The 23681-nt window shown below is 67.5% G+C and carries 22 protein-coding genes and 1 tRNA gene; 14 read left to right on the forward strand and 9 right to left on the reverse strand.

The annotated features are described in order from the left end of the window. Nucleotides 1-47: 47 nt before the first annotated feature. The 8 genes from GIW57_RS17585 to GIW57_RS17620 form a co-directional block, all read right to left on the reverse strand. Nucleotides 48-124 (reverse strand) — tRNA-Asn (locus GIW57_RS17585). Between the two features lie 22 nt (nt 125-146). After that, nucleotides 147-617: a 23S rRNA (pseudouridine(1915)-N(3))-methyltransferase RlmH gene (rlmH, locus tag GIW57_RS17590; RefSeq protein ID WP_025879294.1), complete on the reverse strand. Its 471-nt coding sequence runs from the start codon at nt 615-617 to the stop codon at nt 147-149. A 63-nt stretch (nt 618-680) separates the two neighbouring features. Beyond that, entirely contained in the window at nt 681-1094 is a 414-nt protein-coding gene (rsfS, locus tag GIW57_RS17595) for a ribosome silencing factor (RefSeq protein WP_089236374.1), read from the reverse strand. Between the two features lie 58 nt (nt 1095-1152). Then, nucleotides 1153-1818, reverse strand: coding sequence for a nicotinate-nucleotide adenylyltransferase (gene nadD / locus GIW57_RS17600; protein WP_100461191.1), 666 nt, complete (start codon nt 1816-1818; stop codon nt 1153-1155). Nucleotides 1819-1821: 3 nt separating this feature from the next. Next, nucleotides 1822-2859 carry a DNA polymerase III subunit delta gene (holA, locus tag GIW57_RS17605; RefSeq protein WP_236512158.1) on the reverse strand — a complete coding sequence of 346 codons (1038 nt, stop codon included), beginning with the start codon at nt 2857-2859 and terminating at the stop codon, nt 1822-1824. A gap of 12 nt (nt 2860-2871) precedes the next feature. Then, nucleotides 2872-3447: an LPS assembly lipoprotein LptE gene (gene lptE, locus GIW57_RS17610; protein WP_089236377.1), complete on the reverse strand. Its 576-nt coding sequence runs from the start codon at nt 3445-3447 to the stop codon at nt 2872-2874. Nucleotides 3448-3586: 139 nt separating this feature from the next. Further along, nucleotides 3587-6226, reverse strand: a complete 2640-nt coding sequence (gene leuS, locus GIW57_RS17615) for a leucine--tRNA ligase (RefSeq protein WP_100461452.1) — start codon at nt 6224-6226, stop codon at nt 3587-3589. A 105-nt stretch (nt 6227-6331) separates the two neighbouring features. Next, entirely contained in the window at nt 6332-6940 is a 609-nt protein-coding gene (locus GIW57_RS17620) for a DUF998 domain-containing protein (RefSeq protein ID WP_236512160.1), read from the reverse strand. 153 nt (nt 6941-7093) lie between these two features. Between GIW57_RS17620 and trxA the strand changes: the two genes are divergently transcribed. The 5 genes from trxA to GIW57_RS17645 all read left to right on the forward strand — a co-directional run bounded on the left by trxA (nt 7094) and on the right by GIW57_RS17645 (nt 12706). Beyond that, complete coding sequence (gene trxA / locus GIW57_RS17625) at nt 7094-7951, forward strand: thioredoxin (protein ID WP_100461197.1); 858 nt, start codon at nt 7094-7096, stop codon at nt 7949-7951. Nucleotides 7952-8058: 107 nt separating this feature from the next. Then, a complete protein-coding gene (locus GIW57_RS17630; protein WP_268927431.1) occupies nt 8059-9759 on the forward strand; it encodes a FecR domain-containing protein in 1701 nt (566 codons plus the stop codon). Continuing rightward, complete coding sequence (locus GIW57_RS17635; protein WP_100461201.1) at nt 9756-11390, forward strand: CHASE2 domain-containing protein; 1635 nt, start codon at nt 9756-9758, stop codon at nt 11388-11390. Before GIW57_RS17630 ends, GIW57_RS17635 begins: the two co-directional genes overlap by 4 nt. Before the next feature lie 90 nt (nt 11391-11480). Beyond that, nucleotides 11481-11933: a DUF4442 domain-containing protein gene (locus tag GIW57_RS17640; RefSeq protein ID WP_032975063.1), complete on the forward strand. Its 453-nt coding sequence runs from the start codon at nt 11481-11483 to the stop codon at nt 11931-11933. 53 nt (nt 11934-11986) lie between these two features. Beyond that, nucleotides 11987-12706, forward strand: coding sequence for a hypothetical protein (locus GIW57_RS17645; protein WP_236512163.1), 720 nt, complete (start codon nt 11987-11989; stop codon nt 12704-12706). Nucleotides 12707-12713: 7 nt separating this feature from the next. Here GIW57_RS17645 and GIW57_RS17650 read toward each other — a convergent pair whose 3' ends face one another. Next, nucleotides 12714-13985 carry a hypothetical protein gene (locus GIW57_RS17650; RefSeq protein ID WP_236512164.1) on the reverse strand — a complete coding sequence of 424 codons (1272 nt, stop codon included), beginning with the start codon at nt 13983-13985 and terminating at the stop codon, nt 12714-12716. Nucleotides 13986-14069: 84 nt separating this feature from the next. On the opposite strand from GIW57_RS17650, the gene GIW57_RS17655 reads away from it, so the two are divergent. The 9 genes from GIW57_RS17655 to rnfB all read left to right on the forward strand — a co-directional run bounded on the left by GIW57_RS17655 (nt 14070) and on the right by rnfB (nt 23356). Beyond that, nucleotides 14070-14753 carry a DUF502 domain-containing protein gene (locus GIW57_RS17655; RefSeq protein WP_236512165.1) on the forward strand — a complete coding sequence of 228 codons (684 nt, stop codon included), beginning with the start codon at nt 14070-14072 and terminating at the stop codon, nt 14751-14753. Then, complete coding sequence (locus GIW57_RS17660; RefSeq protein WP_236512167.1) at nt 14750-15535, forward strand: queuosine precursor transporter; 786 nt, start codon at nt 14750-14752, stop codon at nt 15533-15535. Before GIW57_RS17655 ends, GIW57_RS17660 begins: the two co-directional genes overlap by 4 nt. Nucleotides 15536-15631: 96 nt before the next feature. Next, a complete protein-coding gene (locus tag GIW57_RS17665) occupies nt 15632-17587 on the forward strand; it encodes a DUF885 family protein (RefSeq protein ID WP_236512169.1) in 1956 nt (651 codons plus the stop codon). A 16-nt stretch (nt 17588-17603) separates the two neighbouring features. Then, nucleotides 17604-18674, forward strand: coding sequence for a serine hydrolase domain-containing protein (locus GIW57_RS17670; protein ID WP_236512171.1), 1071 nt, complete (start codon nt 17604-17606; stop codon nt 18672-18674). Beyond that, nucleotides 18671-19075, forward strand: a complete 405-nt coding sequence (locus GIW57_RS17675) for a VOC family protein (protein WP_236512173.1) — start codon at nt 18671-18673, stop codon at nt 19073-19075. Before GIW57_RS17670 ends, GIW57_RS17675 begins: the two co-directional genes overlap by 4 nt. 545 nt (nt 19076-19620) lie before the next feature. Further along, nucleotides 19621-20070, forward strand: a complete 450-nt coding sequence (locus GIW57_RS17680) for a DUF2147 domain-containing protein (RefSeq protein WP_100553177.1) — start codon at nt 19621-19623, stop codon at nt 20068-20070. Nucleotides 20071-20172: 102 nt separating this feature from the next. Further along, entirely contained in the window at nt 20173-22251 is a 2079-nt protein-coding gene (gene metG, locus GIW57_RS17685) for a methionine--tRNA ligase (RefSeq protein WP_236512174.1), read from the forward strand. Between the two features lie 76 nt (nt 22252-22327). After that, entirely contained in the window at nt 22328-22918 is a 591-nt protein-coding gene (locus GIW57_RS17690; RefSeq protein ID WP_025879084.1) for an HAD family hydrolase, read from the forward strand. Nucleotides 22919-22942: 24 nt separating this feature from the next. Further along, the gene (gene rnfB / locus GIW57_RS17695; protein ID WP_100461287.1) at nt 22943-23356 is read left to right on the forward strand and encodes an Rnf electron transport complex subunit RnfB; all 414 of its coding nucleotides are present in this window, start codon (nt 22943-22945) and stop codon (nt 23354-23356) included. Nucleotides 23357-23681: the final 325 nt, after the last annotated feature.

Genomic DNA, 23681 nt, shown 5'->3' on the forward strand with positions numbered 1-23681 from the left:
GACGCAACAAAAAAGGCCTGCATCTTGCGATGCAGGCCTCTTGAAAGTGGCGCCCGAAGTTGGACTCGAACCAACGACCCCCTGATTAACAGTCAAGTGCTCTAACCGGCTGAGCTATTCGGGCAGACCGCCAGTATAACGACTCTTCACGCGCGATGGTAGGGGTGATTGGCCAACATCGCAGCGGCGCGATACAACTGCTCGGCCACTACCAGCCGCACCAGCATGTGCGGCAGCGTCAGCGGGCCGATCGACCACTTTTCATCGGCCAGTGCAGACACTTCGGGCGAATGGCCTTCCGGCCCGCCAATCAGGAACGCCAGGTCCCTGCCCTGCCCGCGCCAGTGTTCCAGGCGCTGTGCCAGCTGTTCGGAACTGAGCTGGCGGCCCGGTACGTCCAGTGCAACGACATAGGCATTCTTCGGCAACGCAGCGATCACCCGCTTGCCTTCGTCTTCAGTGGCGCGACGTGCGTCCCGCCCTTTTCCGCGCAGGCCGGGTTCGATCTCCACCAGCTCGAAGGGCAACCAGTGCGAGAGCCGCTTCTGGTACTCGGCAAACCCCTGCGCCACCCAGCTGGGCGCGCGTTCGCCGGTGGCGATCAGGCGGGCTTTCATCAGCATTCCTCCAAAACGTCGACGGCGCCATCGGCGCCGTCGAAAACCGCATCAACGAATGGCTCAGGCCACTTCGTCGTCGTCGTAGGACGGCGGCTGGTCGCCAACGGTCCACAGGCGCTCGAGCGCATAGAACTCGCGCACGCGCGGCAGCATCACGTGCACGATGACGTCACCGAGGTCGACCAGCACCCATTCGGCTTCACGCTCGCCTTCAACACCCAGCGGCATGACGTCGATCTTCTTGGCGAAGCGCACGACCTCGTCGGCGATGGACTTCACATGGCGGGTCGAAGTACCCGACACGACCACCATGTAGTCGGCGACGCTGGACTTGCCGCGTACGTCGATCTCGACCGGGTCCTTGGCCTTCAGGTCTTCGGTGGCTTGACGGACGCTGGCCAGCAGTTCCGGCACGGAGGGCGCGGGGCTGGGCAGATCGACCTTGATGGTCTGGGGCTGGGTCTGGTTGCTCAAAGCGGGTCGACTCGATAAACGTGGGGGCGATTATACGGCCACAGCGCGGCAACCGTATTCACGAGGTGGCAGAGCGGTACAGACCGTGGCCAGAAACATAGTCGGCCACCGCCGGCGCCAGCATGGCCCGCCAGGGGCCGCCCGCGGCGATCTGGGTGCGCACGGCACTGGCCGATTCCTCGCGCAGCGGGTGGTGCAGGCGCAGGATGCGGCCGGCCGGGCTGGCAAACAGGGCCTGCTCGTTGTCGGCCCAGCGCCCCTCGGTGGCCTGCCCCAGCGCGCCGTCGACACTGGCCCGCAGCGGACTGCCCGGACGCTCGGCGACGATGAAATGGGCCAGCCCGAACAGTGCCTGCCACTCGTGCCAGCTGGGCAGGCCCAGCAGGCTGTCGGCCCCCACCAGCCACGCCAGCGGGCGGCTGGGGCCGAGTTCGGCCCGTAGTTCGCGCAGGGTATCGACGGTATAGGACGGCCTGCCGGGAAAGCGCGCCGCCCGATCCAGCTCACGGCGGTCCAGCAGCAGGCCCGGTTCATCGCCGATGGCCAGGCCGAGCATGGTGCAGCGTTGTTCGGCGGTCGCGCCCGGTACCGCGCGGTGCGGCGGGTCGGCGGCAGGCAGCATGCGCACCGCCACCTGCAGTTCATCGCGCGCAGCGCGCGCGATCGCCAGATGGCCCAGATGCACCGGGTCGAAGGTGCCCCCGTAATAGATCCGCAGGCTCATGGATCAGGCCCGGGCGAGCAGCCGTACCGCGCGCGCCTCGGCCACCGCCACCAGCAGGCGCTCAAGCGCGAGCCAGGCATCGCCGTCGGCGCGCCCCTTGGCGATGCGGTCAACCAGCCCTGCTTCGGCCACGAAACGCTCCCAGCGCTTGCCTTCCGAATGCCGCTGCAGCGCACGCTTGTAGGGTGCCTGCCGCGATTCCCAGATACCGCGGGATTTCATCTCCGCAGCCAGATTGCCGCCGCGTGCCTGTACCCGTGCCAGGCCGGCACCGGCCAGCAGCTCGCGGATCACGATCGGCATCAGCGCGGCCACGGCCTCGCCTTCGCCGCGCAGACCGGCCAGCATCCTCAGCACCGCCTGTGGCTGGCCGGAGAACGTTGCCTCCACCAGCCGGAACACGTCGTAGCGGGCGGCATCAGCCACCAGCGATTCCATCCGTTCCACGTCCAGGGTCTGGCCATCGGCCAGCAACGCAAGCTTGTCGATCTCCTGCGCCGCGGCCAGCAGATTGCCTTCCACGCGCTCGGCCAAGCGCTGCACGGCGGCAGGCTCGGCGCGCAGGCTTCTGCTGCGCAGACGCCGTTCGATCCAGTCCGGCAGCTCATGTGGCTTGATCGCCCAGGCCACCGACAACACGCCGACACGGTTCACCGCCTCGGCCCATTTGCCCTGGTGGGCCTTGCTCCATTCATTGGCGGTGATCATCAGGATCACGTCCGGCGCCGGGTTGGCGCAGAACTGGCTGATCACCTCACCGCCTTCCTTGCCCGGCTTGCCACTGGGCAGGCGCACTTCCACCAGGCGGCGGGCACTGAACAGGCTGGGGGCGTGAAAACTGGCGTCGAGCTGGTTCCAGTCGAAATCGCGACCATCGGCATCGAATACTTCGCGCTCGTCGATGCCAGCCGCGCGTGCACGGGCCCGCACGGCGTCGGCCGCCTCCAGCACGCGCAGTGTTTCCGGACCGGCGATCAGATAGACCGGCGCCAGCGCCGTGTCAGCGCCCTGCCCGGCCAGCTGTTCCGGTCGCAGTTCCATCAGACGCCCGGCTCAGTGCTTGACGGCGGGTGCGGGCTCGACCGGATCGTGCTCGACCGGCTTCGGCGCCGACAGGCTGCCGCCCTTTTCCAGCTCGGCGCGGACCACGCTGTCGATGCGACGGATGATCGAGGCCGACATTTCCCGGCGCAGTTCATCGGCCAGGATCTCGCGTTCGGTGGTGGTACCGGTGGCGTCGGTCGGCGGCGACACGTAGTCGCGCGACAGTTCGATCACCTGCTGCGGCACCAGCTCGCTGCCGTCTTCGCGCCGGAAGATGAAGATCACCGCATAGCGCAGGCTGTATTCCTGCGCGCGGCCCTGCGAGTCGATCGCGATGGGCAGGTCGCCCCAGCGTTCGGACAGCACCTGCAGCTGGGCATTGGGGCCCTTGCTGTCCTCATCGGCCAGGCGTGCACCGGAGGCCAGCAGGCTGCGGTTCAACAGCTTGACCAGCTCGCTGTAGGGCGCGGTGGATACCACCTTCACCGGCGCCGTATCGGTCGGCAGCATCAGCTTGTTGCGCAGGTGGAAACCACAGCCGGCGAGGCCGAGGACGAGAACGAGGGCAAGCAGGATTCGGGTCATGGAGACAGTCTGGCGGAGCCGGGCGATCACGGCAACAGACAGGGTGCCCGAGGCCGCGTGAACGCAGGGCCATCGGCCGGGCACGCCCGGCGTGGCGACAACGCACCGGCCACCAGGATGGCGGCCGGTGCCAGGTACATCAGGCAGCGACGATGTTCACGATCTTGCCGGGGACGATGATGATCTTGCGCACCGTCAGGCCTTCCAGGAACTTGGCCGCGTTCGGCTCGGCCAGGGCCAGCGCTTCGATCTGCTCACGCGCGGCATCGGCGGCCACCTCGATGGTGCCACGCAGCTTGCCGTTGACCTGCACCGCCAGGGTCAGCGCATCGCGTACCAGCGCGCTGCTGTCGGCCTGCGGGAACGGCTGGTCTTCCAGCAGCGTTTCGCCATGGCCCAGCACCTGCCACAGGGCGTGGCTGGCGTGCGGGGTGATCGGGTTGAGCAGCAGCACGATGGCCTGCAGTGCTTCCTGGCGCACGGCGCGCCCCTGTTCACTGCCGTCCTCGAACTTGGCCAGCGCGTTCATCAGCTCCATCACTGCGGCAATGGCGGTGTTGAAGCTGTGGCGGCGGCCGTAGTCGTCACCGACCTTGCCGATGGTCTCGTGGGTCTTGCGGCGCAGGGCCTTCTGGCCGGCATCCAGCGCAGCCGCGTCGAGCGCCGGTGCGGCACCGTCGGCAGCGTGCTTCTGCACCTGTGCCCACAGGCGGCGCAGGAAGCGGGCCATGCCGTCCACGCCGGCTTCGTTCCATTCCAGCGACTGTTCCGGCGGTGCCGCGAACATCGAGAACAGGCGCACGGTGTCGGCGCCGTACTTGCCGACCATCGCCTGCGGGTCCACGCCGTTGTTCTTCGACTTGGACATCTTCTCGGTACCGCCGACCACCACCGGCTGGCCGTCGGCGATCAGGGTGGCGCCGGTGATGCGGCCGCGCTCGTCGCGCTGCACTTCCACATCGGCCGGGTTGATCCAGTCCTTCGAGCCGTCCGGGTTCGGGCGGTAGTAGGTCTCGGCGATCACCATGCCCTGGCACAGCAGGTTGCGCGCCGGCTCATTGCTGTCCACCATCCGCGCGTCGCGCAGCAGCTTGTGGTAGAAGCGGAAATACATCAGGTGCAGGATCGCGTGCTCGATGCCACCGATGTACTGATCGACCGGCAGCCAGTAGTTGCCGCGCTTGTCGACCGCATCACGGGCACCCGGCGAGGTGTAGCGGGCGTAATACCAGCTCGACTCCATGAAGGTGTCGAAGGTGTCGGTCTCACGCTCGGCCGCGCCACCGCATTCCGGGCAGGTGGTCTTGCGCCATTCCGGATCGGCCTTGATCGGCGAACCGGTGCCGACGAAGTTGACGTCTTCCGGCAGCACCACCGGCAGCTGGTCTTCCGGCACCGGCACCGCGCCACACTTGTCGCAGTAGATCACCGGAATGGGGCAACCCCAGTAGCGCTGGCGGCTCACGCCCCAGTCGCGCAGGCGGTAGTTCACCCGGCGCTGGCCCTGGGCCTTGCGCTCGAACCGTTCGGCCAGTGCCTCGAAGGCGCCCTGGAAATCCAGGCCGTCGAACTCCTCGGAGTTGACCAGTTCGGTCTCGCGGGTCTTGTCGCCGTACCAGTCCTGCCAGCGCGTCGCGTCGTAGGCGCCCTCGTCCTTGCGCAGCGACTTCAGCGCGATGACCTGGCGGATCGGCAGGTTGTACTTGTTGGCGAATTCATTGTCGCGCTGGTCGTGGCCCGGTACGGCCATCACCGCGCCGGTGCCATAGCCCATCAGCACGAAGTTGGCGACCCACACCGGCACCTGGGCACCAGTAACCGGATGCACGGCGCGCAGGCCGGTATCCATGCCGCGCTTTTCCTGGGTTTCCAGTTCGGCCTCGGACACGCCGCCCTGCTTCATTTCCGACAGCAGCGCAGCCAGTTCCGGGTTGTTCTTCGCGGCATGCAGCGCCAGCGGGTGTTCACCGGCGATCGACACGAAGGTCACGCCCATCACGGTGTCCGGGCGGGTGGTGAACACGCGCAGCGGATCCAGTGCGGCACCATCGACGTCACGCACGTCGAACTGGATTTCCAGCCCTTCGGAGCGGCCGATCCAGTTGCGCTGCATGGTCTTGACCGAGTCCGGCCAGCCGTCCAGCTCATCCAGGCCGTCCAGCAGTTCCTGGGCGTAATCGGTGATGCGCAGGAACCACTGCGGAATCTCGCGCTTTTCCACCAGCGCGCCGGAGCGCCAGCCGCGGCCGTCGATGACCTGCTCGTTGGCCAGCACGGTCTGGTCGACCGGGTCCCAGTTCACCACCGCGTTGCGGCGGTAGGCCAGGCCCTTGCGCATCAGGCGGGTGAACATGCGCTGCTCGTGGACGTAATAGTCCGGGCGGCAGGTGGCGAACTCGCGCGACCAGTCGATGGCATAGCCCAGCGACTGCAGCTGGCTGCGCATGTGGTCGATGTTCTTGTAGGTCCAGGCCGCCGGTGCGGTCTTGTTCTTGATCGCGGCATTTTCCGCCGGCAGGCCGAACGCATCCCAGCCCATCGGCTGCAGCACGTTGTGGCCGGTCATGCGCTTGTAGCGGCTGATCACGTCGCCGATCGTGTAGTTGCGCACGTGGCCCATGTGCAGCGCACCGGACGGATACGGAAGCATCGACAGGCAGTAGTACTTCGGCTTGTCCGAGGCTTCATCGACCTCGAAGGCACGGGTAGCGTCCCAGTACTGCTGGGCGGCGGATTCAACCTGCTGCGGATCGTAAACGTTGGGTTCGACGCTGGTCATGTAACACGCGGTTGCGGCGGCAAAGCGGTACAGCGTACCGCAGTGCGGCAAATGGCTCCAATCCTGCCTGCCGGGCCGGCGTGCGGCGCGGCAGCAGAAACCGTCTCAGCGCCTGCGCGACAGCGGCAGGGCCAGGGCCAGCCACAGCGCCCAGCAGGCAAAGGCCAGCCGCTGCGCCAGCGCCGCGGGCAGTACACCCGGCAGGCCGAACGCGAGCAGACCGGCGCCGATCCCGCAGGCCAGGGCCAGCAGGCCCAGCCTGCGCCCGCCGGAATGCCGCAGCCGTGCCGCCCCCAGCATCACGCTGCCGGCGACAAAGGCCAGTGCCCAGACCATCCACACGCTGGCGTGCAGCTTGCTGGCCGGGCCCTGCATGTCCATCTGGTCCTCGAAATCCAACGGCAGCAGGCCCATCGCGATGAAGGCAAGCGCGGCCAGCAGCAGCATCTGGTTGCCCACGCGTGCCGTCCAGGCGGCGTCCACCGGCAGTTGCCGGCGCAGGCGCTCGGCCACGACCACCGCCAGCGCACCCGGCAGCACCAGGCCCAGCAGGTTGAAACCCAGCGCATGGGGAATGCCGTGCGCGCCCAGCCAGGTCACCGGATGCAGTGCCTGCGAGTAGTCCGGCACCGCCGCACCGAAGCCGGCCACCGACAGCACGAACAGGGCTGCGGCGAGCACGCCCACCCAACGATCCAGCCGAACCACGGACATCGCAGCCACTCTTCAGAAGAACATCAGGACATTGTCGCGGCAGCTGGCACCTGCGCCAAGCGACCCGGGATTTCATGATGGGGATGACCACAGGGTTGAGACCGACATGGTTCGTCACCATAGAATCGGTCTCCAGATGCCGAACGATGCCCCATGACCGAGACGACCTACGTATTCGACGCCACCACCGCTACCTTCGAGGCGGAAGTGCTGCAGAAGTCGCTGCAGACGCCGGTCCTGGTGGATTTCTGGGCGACCTGGTGCGAACCGTGCAAGACCCTCGGCCCGATGCTGGAGAAGCTGGCCGGCGAATACAACGGCGCCTTCGAACTGGCCAAGGTCGATGTGGACAAGGAACAGCAGATCGCCGCGGCCTTCCAGATCCGTTCGGTGCCCACCGTGTTCCTGGTCAAGGGTGGGCAGCTGGTGGACGGCTTCCCCGGCGCCCTGCCGGAAGGTCAGCTGCGTGAATTCCTGGCCCAGCACGGCGTGGTGCCGGCCGATATCGGCGACACCATTGCCGAAGACGAGGCCCCGCTGGACCCGCAGGCACAGGTGGACGTACTGCGCGCGCAGATCGCCGCCGAGCCGGACAAGGATGAGCTGAAGCTCGACCTGGCCCTCGCGCTGCTGCAGGTCGGTGGCGTGGACGAGGCCGGCACCCTGATCGATGCCCTGCCCGCCAACCTGGCCACCGACGACCGCGCCGTACGTGGCCGCGCCAGGCTTGCTTTCGCCGCCGCGCTGAGGGATGCCCCGCCCGCCGAGGTGCTGGATGCGCGCATCGCCGCCGACGGCAAGGACCTGCAGGCGCGCCACCTGCGTGGCGTGCAGCTGCTGTTGGCCGGCGAGGACGAAGCCGCGCTGGAACAGTTCCTGGAGATGCTGCGGATCGACCGCGGTTTCCAGGAAGGACTGCCGCGCAAGGCCCTGATCGATGCCTTCAACGTCATCGCCGATGAAGACCTGGTAGGCCGTTCGCGGCGCCGGATGGCCTCCCTGCTGTTCTGAACGGCAACGACATCGTTCAGAATCCCTGCACTGAACGCGGGCAATAATGCCCGCGATGGTGGCCCCCAGGGTCGCCACGATCCGTTCGGGGGGATGAGGTCGGGGCCATGGGGTCTTGCAGCTGCGCCCCCGCTTTGCCGGGACTGCATTCCGTGACCGTTGGCCGCTCGTCGTCTTTCATCATCCTTTTCCTGCGCGCACTGTTGTGTGCCCTCTGCCTGTTGCCGACGCTCGCCGGCGCGCAGGACTGGAACTACCGGGTCCGCCCCGGCGATACCCTGTGGGACCTGGGCGCTGCCTACCTCAAGCCGAGCGTGGGCTGGCAGCAGCTGCAGCAGCACAACCGCATCGATAATCCGTACCGGCTGCCGCCGGGCGAACTGCTGCGCTTCCCGATCGGCTGGCTGCGCGTTGAACCCGCCCCGGCGCGGGTACTCGCCGTGCGTGGCCAGGTTGAACTGAGCGCGGCCGATGGCAGCAGCAGCCGCGCCGTGCGCGCCGGCGAGCAGCTGCACATCGGCGATGCGGTCCAGACCAAGGCCGACTCCAGCATCACCCTTGAATTTGCCGACGCGTCGCGGTTGCAGCTGCGCGAGTACTCACGCCTGCGCCTGGACCAGCTCAGCCGCTATGGCCGCACCGGCATGGTCGATACCCGCCTGCGCCTGCAGCAAGGGCGCGCCAGCAACCGGGTCACCCCAGCGCGCGGGCCGGCCTCTCGCTACATCATCGATGCACCGACGGCCACCAGCAGCGTGCGCGGCACCGTGTTCCGGGTCAGTGCCGGCGATGACGCCCAGGCCGGCGCCACCGAAGTACTGGAAGGCAAGGTGCAGGTCGGCAACCCGCATGGCCAGCGTCTGGTACAGCCCGGCCAGGCCAGCCGCAGCGCGGGCAGCGGAACGGCACCCGAAGCGGTTTCCGGTCTGCTGCCGGCACCGCACCTGCGCGCCGATTCGACCCGCCTGGGCGCCTTGCCGGCCCAACTCGCCTGGGAGCCGGTGACGGGTGCTGATCACTACCGGGTGGAAGTCGTGCAGGCCGCCACCCCGGAAATCCTGTTGTTTGCGGCCACCACCACCGACACCGGACTGGTGATCGGCGAGCTGCCGCCGGGAGCGCTGCGCCTGCTGCTGCGTGCAGTGGATGCGCAGGGAGTGGAAGGTCTCGATGCCAGCGAGGATTTTCTCCTCAGCGACCAGCCGCCACCGCCGCTGACCATTTCCCCGGTGCAGGGGCAGACGGTCAACAGCGACCGGCCGCGCTTCCAATGGAGCCAGGCGCCCGGTGCCAGCAGCAGTGTGCTGCAGGTGGCCGACGAGCCGCAGTTCCTGCAGCCGCTGCGCGAGCAGAGCACCGATGGCACCGACCTGCGCCTGGGTGAGCCACTGGCTCCCGGCCAGTACTACTGGCGGATCGCTTCGCGTGACGGCCACGGCCATCAGGGTCGCTATGGCCAGGCACTGACGCTGCAACTGACCGATGAACCGGTGGACCCGGCGCTACAACCGCCCGAAGCCACCGATGGCGAACTGACCGTGCGCTGGCAGGCGGGAAGCGATGGACAGCGCTACCGGGTGCAGGTCGATCGTCGCGGTGATTTCAGCGCGCCGCTGGTTGATGCCACCGTTGACGAACCGCAGGTCAGCTTCAAGCGCCCGTGGCGCGGCACGCTGCACATCCGTGTGCAGTACATCGACGACGATGGCCATGCTGGCCCGTTCTCGCCTGCCCAGCAGGTCAAGCTGCCGTGCCGCCTGTGCTATGGCGCGGGCGGCAGTGTCCTGCTCCTGTGGCTGTTGCTGTGAGACGCTCGCCGCTGCCGTGGTCGCGACGGATCCTGCTGGCCCTGCTGGCAGGTGCAGCGACTGCGGCGGTCAGCCACGGCCAGTGGCTGTGGCGGCAGGATGAGGTGGCGTACGACCTGATGGTCGGCAGCTGGGATTACCGCCCCGACCCCAGCGTGCTGATCGTCGCCATCGACGAGGGCAGCCTGCAGCGGCTGGGCCAGTGGCCGTGGCCGCGCTCGGTGCATGCGCGCCTGTTGGACCGCCTGACCGACGCCGGTGCCGAGCGCGTCGCGCTGGACCTCATGCTGTCCGAGCCCGACCGCCGCGATGCACGCCAGGACGCCGAGCTGGCCGCGGCGATCCGTCGCAACGGCCGCGTGGTGCTGCCGGTGCTGGCCGCGCCGGCGGCCGGCGACCGCATGGCCGAGGAGATGCTGCCGATCCCGTTGATTGCCGCCAGCGCTGCCGCCATGGGCCACAGCGACGTTGAAGTCGACGGCGATGGTGTCGCCCGCGGGGTCTACCTGCATGCCGGCATCGGCCAAGCGCACTGGCCGGCACTCGGCCTGGCGTTGACCGATCTGCCGCCGCAACGCGCACACGGCCTGCCCGACCCCGACCCGGCGCTGGACTCGCCCTATCAATGGCGCCGCAATGATTACGTGCGCGTACGTTATGCCGGGCCACCGGAACGCTTGCCACAGGTGTCCTACGCCGATGTGCTGGAAGGGCGCGTGGATGCCTCGATACTGCGTGGCAGGCGCATCGTGGTGGGCATGACGGCCAGTGGCATCGCCCTGCGGCTGTTGACACCCACCACCCGCGAATACTGGATGAGCGGCAGCGAGTATCAGGCCAACATCGCCTCGATGCTGCTGCAGGACAAGCAGATCGACGTGTTGCCCCGCGCCTGGCAGGACGCCCTGGCCGGCCTGCTGGTGGCGATGTGCGTACTCCTGCTCGGGCTGCGCCTGCCTTGGGTGGTTGCCCTGTGCTCGCTGCCGGCCGCGCCGCTGCTGAGCTGGCTGCTGCTGCGCACCAGCAGCCTCTGGTGGGCGCCGGCCAGCGCGCTGCTCGGCGTCGTGCTGGTATTGACTGCGTGGGCGACCTGGCGCATCGCCTCCTGGCACCGCCAGGCCAACCGCGATGCGCTGACCGGGCTGGGCAACCGCCTGCGCTTCGAGCAATCGCTGCAACAGGAATGCGACGCGGCACGCCGCAGTGGCAAGCCACTGACCCTGGCCCTGATCGATGTCGACCACTTCAAGCACCACAACGATCGCCATGGCCATCAGGTCGGCGATCGCGTGTTGTGCGAAGTGGCCCGCCTGATCCAGGCGCATGCCCGGCGCCCCCGTGACATGGCTGCCCGCTACGGCGGTGACGAGTTCGCCCTGGTGTTGCCCGACACCCCAGCTGAAGGCGCACGGCAGGTGATCGAAGACCTGATCTCCTGCATACGCGCCCTGCCGCCGCCCGGCGATGGCAGCGACACGGGTGTCACCCTGACCATCGGCGTCTACACCCGCGTGCCGGACAGCGACCTGCAACCGCATCATTTCGTCGAAGGCGCCGACAACGCGCTTTATCGGGCCAAGGACAATGGCCGCGACGGCTTTGTGATCGACGGCGGCACGCCCGGGCCGTAAGCGGCCGGCAGGCCTGACGTGGATGCCACGGGCTACAACATACGCATGCGAATGGTTAGACTGGGGCCCCGCCCCCTGCCCGGTTCCCGCATGAAAGCCAGCACGTTCCGCTTCGGCATCAATCTGTGGCCACCGTTCCTGTTCACCGGCATCCATGTCACCCGGATCACCCCGGACTACCGGCAGATCGACGTGGAACTGCGCCTGCGTCCCTGGAACCGCAACTACGTCGGCACCCACTTCGGCGGCAGCCTGTTCGCGATGACCGATCCGTTCTGGATGCTGGGCCTGATGCACACCCTGGGCCGTGACTATTACGTCTGGGATCGTGCTGGTGCGATCGATTTCCTCAAGCCCGGCCGCGGCACAGTACGCACGTCCTTCCGCATCGACGACGCCCTGTTGGATGAACTGCGCACGGCAGCGGCCGGTGGCGAAAAAGTGCTGCGCTGGTTCAGCAACGACGTGGTGGACGAAGCCGGCGAGGTCGTCGCGCAGGTACGCAAGCAGGTCTATGTGCGCTTGAAGCCACACGCACGGTAAAGCGGGCCGGCTGGCGCCCCGCTATCCTCTGCAGCCCTGCCATGGAGGCTGCAATGCGCCTTTTCGTCCTTGCTGCGGCGCTGACCGCGCTGCCCTTCGCCGTCGAAGCACTGGACGTGCCGCCGGTGCGCTACCCCACCCTGCCGGCGCACGCCGCTACGGCCGAGGCTTTCGTACCAGTCGGCTGGGCGCTGGAATACCGGATCGAAGGCGACCTCGACCAGGACGGGCGCGCCGACCTTGCGCTGGTGCTGCGCCAGCAGGACCCACGCAACATCATCGAGCACGATGGGTTCGGGCCGTCGCCGTATGACAGCAACCCGCGCATCCTCGCCATCGCTTTTGCACGACCGTCCGGTTATGTGCTCGCCGCGCAGAACCACACGCTCATTCCGCGGCCGGACTCGCCCGTGCTCAGCGACGCGCTGGCAGAAGGCACCGGCGTGTCGATCCAGCGCGGCGCACTGCGGGTAGGGCTGTACTCGTTCTCCAGCGCGGGCAGCTGGTCGACCAGCACCACCACGTTCACGTTCCGCTGGCAGGAAGGCGCCTTCGCGCTGATCGGCTACGACCGCGACTCGATGATGCGCAATTCCGGGCAGACCGAAGGCCTCAATGTGAACTTCTCCACCGGCAAGGTGAAGCTGACCGAAGGCAGCATGCAGGACGACAAGGAACAGGTGCGCTGGCAGACCCTGGGTGACCGCAAGCGCTGGACGCTGGACAGCGTTGGCGATGGCTGGGCATTCAATCCGCTCGGCGACGGCGACTGAGCCCGCGTCAGTCCGCCCGCAACGGCATCGACAGATACGGGCCCTCGCCTTCGCGCGCTGGTCCACGCCGCAATACCTGCAGGTGGCGACCGTCGGCAGACAGTTGTGGCATGCGGGCGTCCGAACGCCACTGTGCCGGCAACCGCGCCAGTACCTCGTCGGGTGGCCCGGGCTGTTGCCGCAGCCAGCGCTGCGCGCCAAGCAGGCGGATCATCGCCGCTGCGTCCTGGCTGCGCGTCGCGTACTGTGCGTGGGACGGCCCGGCGATGGCGCTCAATGTGCATCCCAGCGGATTGGCCACGCAGCCCACATCCCATCGGGGCGGTGGCGGGGCAAGGAGCGGGACATCGGCTGCCAGCGCCTTCACTGCAGCGGGGTGGCATGCCCAGCCGAAATTGCCGGCAATGCGGGCCAGGGTGTGGTCGCGATCCAGCAGCAGACGGCCACCTGCTGTCTGCGTGGACGCCTCGATGGCGGCCTTGTTCATCGCAAATTCGCCCTGCATCGCCTGACACAGGCTCTGCTCGTCGGCGTCCAGCGGCTGCAGCGCCGCCTCGCAGGAGGCGGGCAGCACGTAATCCGGTGATTGCTCGACCAGCATGTCACCCAGCAATGCAGCATGGGACCTCACCACGGCGGCACCCATCATGCTGTCCACCACCGTGCTGCCGGTGCGCATCATCCGCCGCCCGAACCGAACCGATCTGCAGCCTGCCTCGACGGCACCGGCAACATCGCCCTGCAGATAGGCCAGTGCCTGCGCACTGGCGCCATCCAACAGCGGCGTGTACGCCGGTAGTGGCAGCAGTTGGCTTTCGAAGGGCTGGAACGGGGAATCGAAACGATCGTAGTCCGCCAACCGGGCCAGTCGCTGGTGCAGGCCGGCATGCCCGGCGTGGGCGTCAGCGAAGCGCTGCGGATCAGCGCGCACCTGTGCCAGGCAGCCGACGGGCCCGACGGCACAACGACCTGCCCCATCCAGAGTCAACGGTGCGTGTTTGGCCGCCAGCAACGAGGCGTGCGACGCCTGCGATGGCGAGGCCTTCCAGCGCTGCAGATCGTCGGCCAACGCCGCCTCACGCTGGGCCTGGTCCAGCCCATCGAAGGGCAGCGTCCACAGCAGGGCGAAGCCGTTGCGACCTTCGTTGGGTTGCACGGCCTCAAGCAGGCGCCTGTCTTCCCGCTGGGCGGCCGACAACGGCCAGAACCTCGACAGCAGCCATGCCGCGACGGCCATCACCATCAGCCCCAGCATTGCCCAGCTCAACCACCGCAGCATCCTCAACACGGCATCCCTTCCCTGTATGGCCTGCACCGCCAACGGACAGCGTAAACGAGCGGCCGCGACCGCTACAATGGGCGCATGTCGCTCGAAGCCCCCGCCCTGGTTCCCCGCCCCTCCCTGCAGCGCCTGTTCCTGACCGGCCTGCTGACCCTGTTGCCGATCTGGCTGACCTGGGTGGTGGTCAAATTCGTGTTCGTGCTGCTGTCGGGCATTTCCAGCCCACTGGTAGTACCGCTGTCCGAACAGATCGCGACCAGCTTCCCGCATTACCTCGGCTGGGTCCGCGCCGAATGGATCCAGAACACCATCGCCCTGCTGGCCACCCTGCTGGTGATCCTGGCGGTGGGCGTGGCCAGCCGCCGCGTGGTCGGCCAGCGTCTGCTGCGCTGGGTCGGTGCGATCATCAAGCGCATTCCGCTGGCCAGCATCATCTATGACAGCGCCAAGAAGCTGCTGGACATGCTGCAGACCGAGCCGGGCAGCACCCAGCGCGTGGTGCTGATCGACTTCCCGCATCGCGACATGAAATCGGTCGGCCTGGTCACCCGGGTCATCAAGGAACAGGGCACCGACCGCGAACTGGCGGCCGTCTACGTGCCCACCACGCCGAACCCGACCTCGGGCTATCTGGAGATCGTGCCCGTCGAGCTGCTCACCCCGACCGACTGGACGGTGGACCAGGCGATGAGCTTCATCATTTCCGGCGGTGCAGTGGCGCCCTCCAGCGTTCCGTTCACCCGCGCTGGCGATCGTTCCGAATGAGCGAGGCGTCGCACGCGCGCCCGCTGCAGGACCGCGCGGTCCTGCTGTTCATCGTGCTGGCCGCGTTCTTCTGTGGCAACGCCGTACTGGCCGAACTGATCGGGGTGAAGATCTTCGCCCTGGAAGACACCCTCGGCATCGACCCGCTGAACTGGAACCTGTTCGGCCAGACCGGCTCGTTGAGCTTCACCGCCGGCACGCTGCTGTGGCCGGTGGTGTTCATCATGACCGACACCATCAACGAATTCTTCGGCAAGCGCGGGGTGCGTTTCATCTCGTGGCTGGCGGTGGTGCTGATCGCCTACGGTTTCCTGTTCGCCTTCGCTGCGATCTCGCTGGCACCGGCCAGCTGGTGGGTGACCTCGATGGATGGCCACGGCGTGCCCGATTACCAGGCCGCGTTCGCGGCGGTGTTCGGACAGGGCATGTGGACCATCGCGGGCTCGCTGGTGGCGTTCCTGTTCGGCCAGTTGATCGACGTGGCGGTGTTCCATCGCATCCGCCAGGCCACCGGCGAGCGCCATGTATGGCTGCGTGCAACGGGCTCCACCGCGGTCTCGCAGCTGGTGGACAGCTTCGTGGTGATCTGGATCGCCTTCGTGCTCGGCCCGCAGCACTGGCCGACATCGCTGTTCCTGGCGGTCAGCAGTGTCAACTATGTCTACAAGATGGGCTTTGCGATCGCCCTGATTCCGTTGCTGTACCTGATGCGCCGTGCAATCACCCGCTATCTGGGCGAACACCGCGCCGCCGACCTGCGCGCCGCAGCCGCGGCTGACTGAAGCCCCAGCGGCGCGCAAGCTGACTGCGCCCTCACGCTGGCCGTACGCGCACGGATCGTGCAAGCTCCACGGTCTGTGTTCCACGGAAGCTTCTTGATGCCGTATTCCCCCCGCGTCCTGGCCGCCGCCATCGCCGCGTTGTTCCTGTTCAGCGCCGTTCCGCCGGCCGAAGCAGCGAAGAAGAAGGGCAGCCGCCCCGCCGCCTCGCAGACCCGCCAGGCGGCCAAGCCGAAGGCCCGCGCCGGCACTCGTGCCACCCCGCCGGCCCGCGGCAGTTCGGCGCGCCGCGCCGCGCCGCGTCCGGTCGCCCCGGCCCGCGCAGTGCCCAAGCAGGTGCAGCTGGAGCGCTTGTACGACGAATACTGGGATGCCTCCATGCGGTTGAACCCGCTGCAGGCGACCTTCCAGGGCGAGCCGCGCTACAACGACCAGCTGCCCAATATTCTTTCCGCCGCCTGGCGCCAGCAATCGCACGACTTCACCACCGAATGGCTGGGCAAGGTCGAGAAGATCGGCAGCGACGGCCTGCAGGGGCAGGACCTGCTCAGCTACGAGATCTTCGTGCGTGACGCCCGCGCCTCGCTGGCCGCCGAACGCTATCCGAGCTGGATGATGCCGATCAGCCAGTACTACAACGTCGGCAGCATCATGGCCATCCTCGGCGCCGGTGCCGGCGCGCAGCCGTTCAACACGGCCAAGGACTACGACACCTGGTCGCGCCGCTCGCTGGGCATTCCCGATCTGTTCGACCAGGCCATCGCCAACATGCGCCAGGGCATGAAGGCCGGCGTGGTGCAGCCGCGCGACCTGATGGAAAAGGTCCTGCCGCAGCTGGATGCGGTGATCAAGCCGACCGCCGAAGAGAGCATCTTCTGGTCGCCGATCCGGACCATGCCCGAGTCCATCTCCGCCGAAGACAAGGCGCGCATCAGCGCCGAGTACAAGCGCATGATCGAACTGCGCATCATGCCGGCCTACCGCGCCCTGCGTGGCTTCATCGCCACCGAATACCTGCCTGCCACGCGCAGCAGCAGCGGCCTGGGCGCCCTTCCCGATGGCCAGGCCTGGTACGCCAACCTGATCGTGCAGACCACCGCCAGCCAGCAGACCGCCGCGCAGCTGCACGCGCTGGGCGAACAGCGCGTGCAGGAGCTGCAGGCGCAGATCACTACGGTGATGCGCGACGGCAAGCTGCGCAGTTCGCAGGCCAAGCTGCTGCGCAGCATGCGCAATGATCGCCAGTTCCAGTACAGCGATGCCAACGCGCTGCTCAACCGTTACCGGCAGGTGCAGCAGCAGGTCGATGCACGCCTGCCGCAGGTGCTGGACACCCTGCCGAAGGCGCCGCTGCAGATCCATGCAGTAGAGCCGGAGCGCGCCATGACCGCCGCCGCAGCCTCCTATCAGCCGTCGCCCCCGGGACAACCCGGCGTGCTGTTCGTCAACACCCGTGACCTGCCCAGCCGCAAGCGCTGGAACGTGCCGGTGCAGTATCTGCATGAGGCCATTCCCGGACACCACGTGCAGCTGGGCCTGCAGCAGGAACTGACCAAGCTGCCGCGCTTCCGCCGCCTTGGTGGTGACCTCGCCTTCGTCGAAGGCTGGGGCCTGTATGCGGAAACCCTCGGCGAAGACCTCGGCGCGTATACCGATCCGTACGACCGCATCGGCTATCTGTATTCGCGCCTGCTGCGCGCCGCGCGCGTGGTCGCCGACACCGGCGTGCATGCGCAGGGCTGGAGCAAGCAGCAGGCCGTGACCTATCTGCAGAAGACCGTGGACATGAGCAGCGACGACGCCAACGCCGAGGTCGAACGGATCATGGCGCAGCCCGGCCAGGCGCTGTCCAACGTGGCGGGCCTGACCACGATCATCGCCCTGCGCGACAAGGCCAAGGCACGCCAGGGTGCAGCGTTCGACCTGCGCCGCTTCCATGCCGAAGTGCTGAAGGACGGTTCGATGCCACTGGATGTACTGGACCACAAGATCGAACGCTGGCTGGCCCAGCCGGCCGCGGCCGCGGCAACACCAGCACCAGCACCCGCACCCTGACCGTCACGGAGCTGCCATGCGCGCTGCCGCCCTGCTGTGTATCGCCGTCCTCGCTGTGCTGCCGTCGATCACCCTGGCGGCGGCACCGCTGGCGCCGCCGGATGCAGGCATCGATGGCCTGATGCAGGCCTACGATGGGCAGGTGCCGGGTGCGGCGGTGCTGGTACTGCACGACGGGCAACCGGTATTCCGCCGCGGCTACGGGTTGGCCGTGGTCGAAGATGGCAGCGCCGTGACGCCGGCCAGCAACTTCCGCCTGGCCTCGGTCAGCAAGCAGTTCACTGCCGCCGCCGTGCTGTTGCTGGTCGAGGACGGTCGCCTCGCGCTGGACCAGCCGGCGCGGCGCTGGCTGCCGGAACTGCCGCCCGCCGCTGCCGCCATCACCCTGCGCCAGTTGTTGTCGCACACCAGCGGCCTGCTGGACTACGAAGACCTGATGGACCCTGCCGACACCCGGCAGGTGCACGACGCCGATGTGCTGGCCCTGCTCGCCAGCGAAGATCGGCTCGCCTTCGCGCCCGGTACGCAGTACCGCTACAGCAACAGCGGCTACGCATTGCTGGCGCTGATCGTCGGCCGCGCCGCCGGCAGCGACTTTGCCAGCTTCCTGCAGCAGCGCATTTTCCGGCCGCTGGGCATGGCACACACCGTCGCCCACCAGGACGGTGTCGACGTGGTGGCGCAGCGTGCCTATGGCTACAGCGAGATTGACGGCCACTGGCAACGCACCGACCAGAGCACCACCAGCGCCGTACTCGGCGACGGTGGCATCTACGCCTCGCTGGACGACCTCGCCCGCTGGGATGCAGCCCTCTATGACGACCGCCTGCTGTCAGCCGCATCACGCAAGGCGATGTTCAGCCCGGCCACCGCCACCACCGAAGCGGACGTACCGCACTACGGTTTCGGCTGGCGCTTGAACGGCCGCGCGCAGTGGCACAGCGGCGAAAGCATCGGCTTCCGCAACGTGATCCTGCGTTACCCGGACAAGCACCTGACCGTGATCGTGCTGAGCAACCGCAACGCCCCCGAACCCTATCCGCTGGCGCTGAAGATCGCCCAGCGCTGGCTGGACACACTGCAATGACCACCGAAACCCCCAGCCTGCTGGGCATCCACCATGCCGCACTGATCTGCAGCGACTACGCACGCTCGAAAGACTTCTACGTGCGCGTGCTGGGCCTGCGCATACTGGCCGAGAACCACCGCCCCGCACGCGACTCGTGGAAGCTGGACCTCGCCCTGCCCGATGGCGGCCAACTGGAACTGTTCTCCTTCCCCTCGCCACCGGCACGGCCCAGTCGCCCCGAAGCCCAGGGCCTGCGCCACCTCGCGTTCCGGGTGGCTGCGCTGGAACCGTTCATCGAACGCCTGGCCAGCCACGGCGTAGCCTGCGAACCGATCCGCGTGGACGAATACACCGACCGCCGCTTCACCTTCTTCGCCGACCCCGACGACCTGCCGCTGGAGCTGTACGAAGTCGGTTGAGCGTTTTTCAATCGAGGAAATTCATCCACGCATGGCGTGGATCTACGTGTCGACCAAGGTCGACACCTACCAAGAGCAGGCCGTGCCATTCCGACAGGTGTTCATCCATGCATGGCATGGATCCAAGTGTCGACCAAGGTCGACACCCACCTAGAGCAGGCCACGCCATTCCCACAGATCGCAGGACTCTGTCGAAGGCGGGGTGGGTCCGGTTGCGGGGGCGTGAGCGCCATGGATGGCGCGACCGAGCTTACAGGGGTGAGGGCGCTTTGCTTGCGAAGCACTGCTTCGCAAGCGCCCGAACGCACAGCCGCCAGCGGCTGGGCCGGGCCCCGGAGGGGGACTTGCAGCGTCCCCCGCAACCGGACCCACCCCGCCATCCCACGGAACGCCCGCTGTTGCCGTTGCTTTTGACGTTGACGTTGACGTTGCCGTTGCGGGTGCCGGGCGCAGCCCGGCCAAGCCCCCCTTCCCCATACCCCGCCGAATGGGTATACAGTCGACCCGTACCGGCATCGTGCCGGAATGAACCCTGGGAGGGGACCATGCGCAAGACCTTCAAGACCCTGCTGCTGGCGCTGCCGCTGTGCCTGGCCGCGCTCTCCGCGCAGGCCGCCGACAGTGCCGCCGGCCGCTGGAAGACCATCGACGACAAGACCGGCAAGGTGAAGTCGATCGTCGAGATCAGCCAGGCCGCCAACGGCACGCTGACCGGCCGCGTGGTCGAGATCCTGCATTCGGACAAGGGCCCGAACCCGGTCTGCGACGGTTGCGAAGGCGCCAACAAGAACAAGCCGGTGCGCGGCATGACCATCCTCTGGAACCTGGCCCAGGACAAGGGCAGCACCAGCAAGTGGTCCGGTGGCACCATCCTCGACCCGGGCAACGGCAAGACCTACAAGTCCAAGCTGGAACTCCAGTCCGGTGGCACCAAGCTGGATGTGGCCGGCTGCATCGCCTTCATCTGCCGCACGCAGACCTGGGTGCGCGAGTAAGCGCACCGGTCCTGCACTGCCCCCAGTGACCCGGCTCCGGCCGGGTCACCGCGTTGCGGGCATGCGATAATCCCCGGTTCCCCCTGGCTGCACCCCGTGACCATGACCCGTACCGCGCTCGTCACCACCGCCCTGCCCTACGCCAACGGCCCGCTGCACCTGGGCCACCTGGTCGGCTACATCCAGGCTGACATCTGGGTGCGTGCGCGTCGAATGAGCGGCGGCAAGGCCTGGTTCGTGTGCGCCGACGACACCCACGGCACGCCGATCATGCTGGCTGCGGAGAAGGCCGGGGTCACCCCGGAAGCCTTCATCGCCAACATCCAGGCCAGTCACGAACGCGATTTCGCCGCCTTTGGCGTCGCCTTCGACCATTACGACTCGACCAATTCGGCGGCCAACAAGGCGCTGACCGAGGCGTTCTACCTGAAGCTGGAAGCCGCTGGCCACATCAGCCGCCGTTCGGTGGCGCAGTTCTACGACCCGGCCAAGGGCATGTTCCTGCCCGACCGCTACGTTAAGGGCATCTGCCCGAACTGCGGCAGCGCCGACCAGTACGGCGACAACTGCGAAGTCTGCGGTGCCACCTATGCGCCGACCGACCTGAAGGAACCGCGCTCGGTGATCTCCGGGGCCACCCCGGAAATGCGCGATTCCGAGCACTTCTTCTTCGAGGTCGGCCACTTCGACGGCTTCCTGCGCGACTGGCTGGCCGGCGATGTCGCCCTGCCCGGCGTGAAGGCCAAGCTCGGTGAATGGCTCAACGCCGAAGGTGGCCTGCGTGCGTGGGACATCTCGCGCGATGCGCCGTACTTCGGTTTCGAGATCCCCGGCCAGCCGGGCAAGTACTTCTACGTCTGGCTGGACGCGCCCATCGGCTACCTGTCCAGCTTCCAGACGTTGTGCAGCAGGATCGGCGAGGATTTCGAAGCGCACCTGCGCGCCGGCACCAGCACCGAGCTGCATCATTTCCTCGGCAAGGACATCGTCAATTTCCACGGCCTGTTCTGGCCGGCGGTGCTGCACGGCACCGGCCACCGCGCGCCGACCCGCCTGCACGTCAACGGCTACCTGACCGTCGATGGCGCGAAGATGAGCAAGTCGCGCGGCACCTTCGTGATGGCGCGTACGTTCCTGGATGCCGGCCTGGAACCGGAGGCGCTGCGTTACTACTTCGCCGCCAAGTCCGGTGGCGGCGTCGACGACCTCGACCTGAACCTGGGCGACTTCATCGCCCGCGTCAACGCCGATCTGGTCGGCAAGTTCGTCAACCTCGCCAGCCGCTGCGCCGGTTTCGTCAGCAAGCGCTTCGATGGCCAGCTGGCCGCGCAGCTGCCCGACGCGGCGCAGTACCAGCGCTTCGTCGATGGTTTGGCGCCGATCCGTGAAGCCTACGAGCGCAACGACCCGGCCGCGGCGATCCGCCTGACCATGACCCTGGCCGATGAAGCCAACCGCTACATCGATGACGTCAAGCCGTGGGTGATCGCCAAGCAGGAAGGCGCCGACGCGCAGCTGCAGGCGGTGTGCAGCCAGGGCCTGAACCTGTTCCGCGTGCTGGTCACCGCCTTGAAGCCGGTGCTGCCGGCCACCGCCGCGCAGGCCGAGGCCTTCCTGGCCACGCCGGTGAATGACTGGACCGAGTTGGCACAGCCGCTGCTCGGCCACCGCATCACCGAGTACACCCCGCTGTTCACCCGTATCGACCCGAAGAAGATTGACGCCATGATCGACGCCTCCAAGGACACCCTGACCGCTGCCGTTGCAGCCCCCGCTGCCAAGGTTGAAGCAAGCCAGCCTGCCGCACCGGTGGTGGCCAAGGACGAAGCAAAGAGCGCTGACGCGCCGGCCTACATCGGCATCGACGACTTCGCCAAGCTCGACCTGCGCATCGGCAAGGTGCTGGTGTGCGAGTTCGTGGAAGGCTCGGACAAGCTGCTGCGTTTCGAACTGGATGCCGGCGAGCTCGGCAAGCGCCAGATCTTCTCCGGCATCCGCGCCAGCTACGGCGAGCCGGAAGCGCTGGTCGGCCGCAGCGTGGTGTTCATCGCCAACCTGGCCCCGCGCAAGATGCGCTTCGGCCTGAGCGAAGGCATGATCCTGTCGGCCGGTTTCGATGGCGGCGCGCTGGCGCTGCTGGACGCCGACAGCAGCGCGCAACCGGGCATGCCGGTGCGTTGATGCAACACGGGCGCGGCCCCGGCCGCGCCCGGTCATGAGCACCGCGAAGGGGGGTACCGTGATGGGAGATGCTGCGTTGGAACTGGCGCTGTTCGACTTCGACCACACCGTCACCACCTGCGACACCTACGGCCGCTTCCTGCGCCGGGTTGCCACCGCCGAACAGCTGGCACAGGCCTGGTGGAAAGTCGGCCCATGGCTGCTGGCCTACAAGCTGAAGCTGATCTCCGCCGAGCGCATCCGCGCACGGGTGACCCGATTGACCTTCAGCGAGCGCCATGCCGATGACATCGAGACGCTGGCGGCGGGCTTTTCCCGCGAGTTCCTGCCTGATGTCGTGCGTCCGGAAATGCTGGAGCAGATCCGCTGGCACAAAGAGCAGCAGCACACCGTGGTGGTGGTATCCGGTTCACTGGACCTGTACCTGCGGCCGTGGTGCGAACAACTGGGCCTGCAGCTGATCTGCAATCGACTGGAAAGCGAAAGCGGACGCCTGACCGGCCGCTACGCCGGTGGCGATTGTGGCCCGCGCAAGGTCGAGCACATCCGTCGCCAGTTCGATCTGTCACGCTACACACGCATCCATGCCTACGGTGACAGCGCCGAAGATCGGCCGATGCTGGCCCTGGCGCACGAGCGCTGGTACCGCGGCAAACCCCTGAAGTAACCACACGCGCAGCCTTCGCCACGCATGAGCCTGATTCCGCCCCTGACCGAACGCCTGGACCGCTTGCTGCCGCAGACCCAATGCGGGCAATGCGGCTACGACGGCTGTCGCCCGTATGCGCAGGCGATGGCCCGTGGTGAGGTGGGGGTGGATCGTTGTCCGCCGGGCGGCGATGCCGGGGCGCGGGCATTGGCGCAGGTGCTGGGTGTGCCGGCGCTGCCATTCGATCGATCGCGGGGCGAGCACAAGGCGCCGCAGGTGGCATTGATCGTGGAGGCTGACTGCATCGGCTGCACGAAGTGCATACAGGCGTGCCCGGTGGATGCGATCGTCGGTGGGGCGAAGTACATGCATACGGTGATTGCGGATCTGTGCACAGGGTGCGAGTTGTGTATTCCGCCGTGTCCGGTGGATTGCATCGAGCTGGTGTTGGTGTAGGTTTTTTTTGCGACGCGGCGGCGTCGCGTTGCGCTGGGAGCAACGGCAACGGCAACGGCAACGGCAAGAGCCGTCGGCTGGCTGGGTTTCATGGTCTGTGCGGGTGGGCGGGGGCAAGCGGGACACGCCGTGAACCCATCCATGGGGGCTCGATGGCGCCTTGCTCGTGTGCGCTGTCCTGCGCACACGGCAAGACCTGGGTTGGGCGTCCTGCCCAACCCGCCCGAGGCATGCCTCGGGCCCATGGCGCCAACGGTCCTGCAGCCCCACACCGCCCCACCCCCGACAGGTTCCGGCGGCTGTTGGCAGGTGTCGACCTTGGTCG

Origin of the sequence: Stenotrophomonas sp. PA-6-5C (assembly GCF_021605635.1) — a bacterium.
In the GTDB taxonomy this organism is placed as follows: domain Bacteria; phylum Pseudomonadota; class Gammaproteobacteria; order Xanthomonadales; family Xanthomonadaceae; genus Stenotrophomonas; species Stenotrophomonas lactitubi.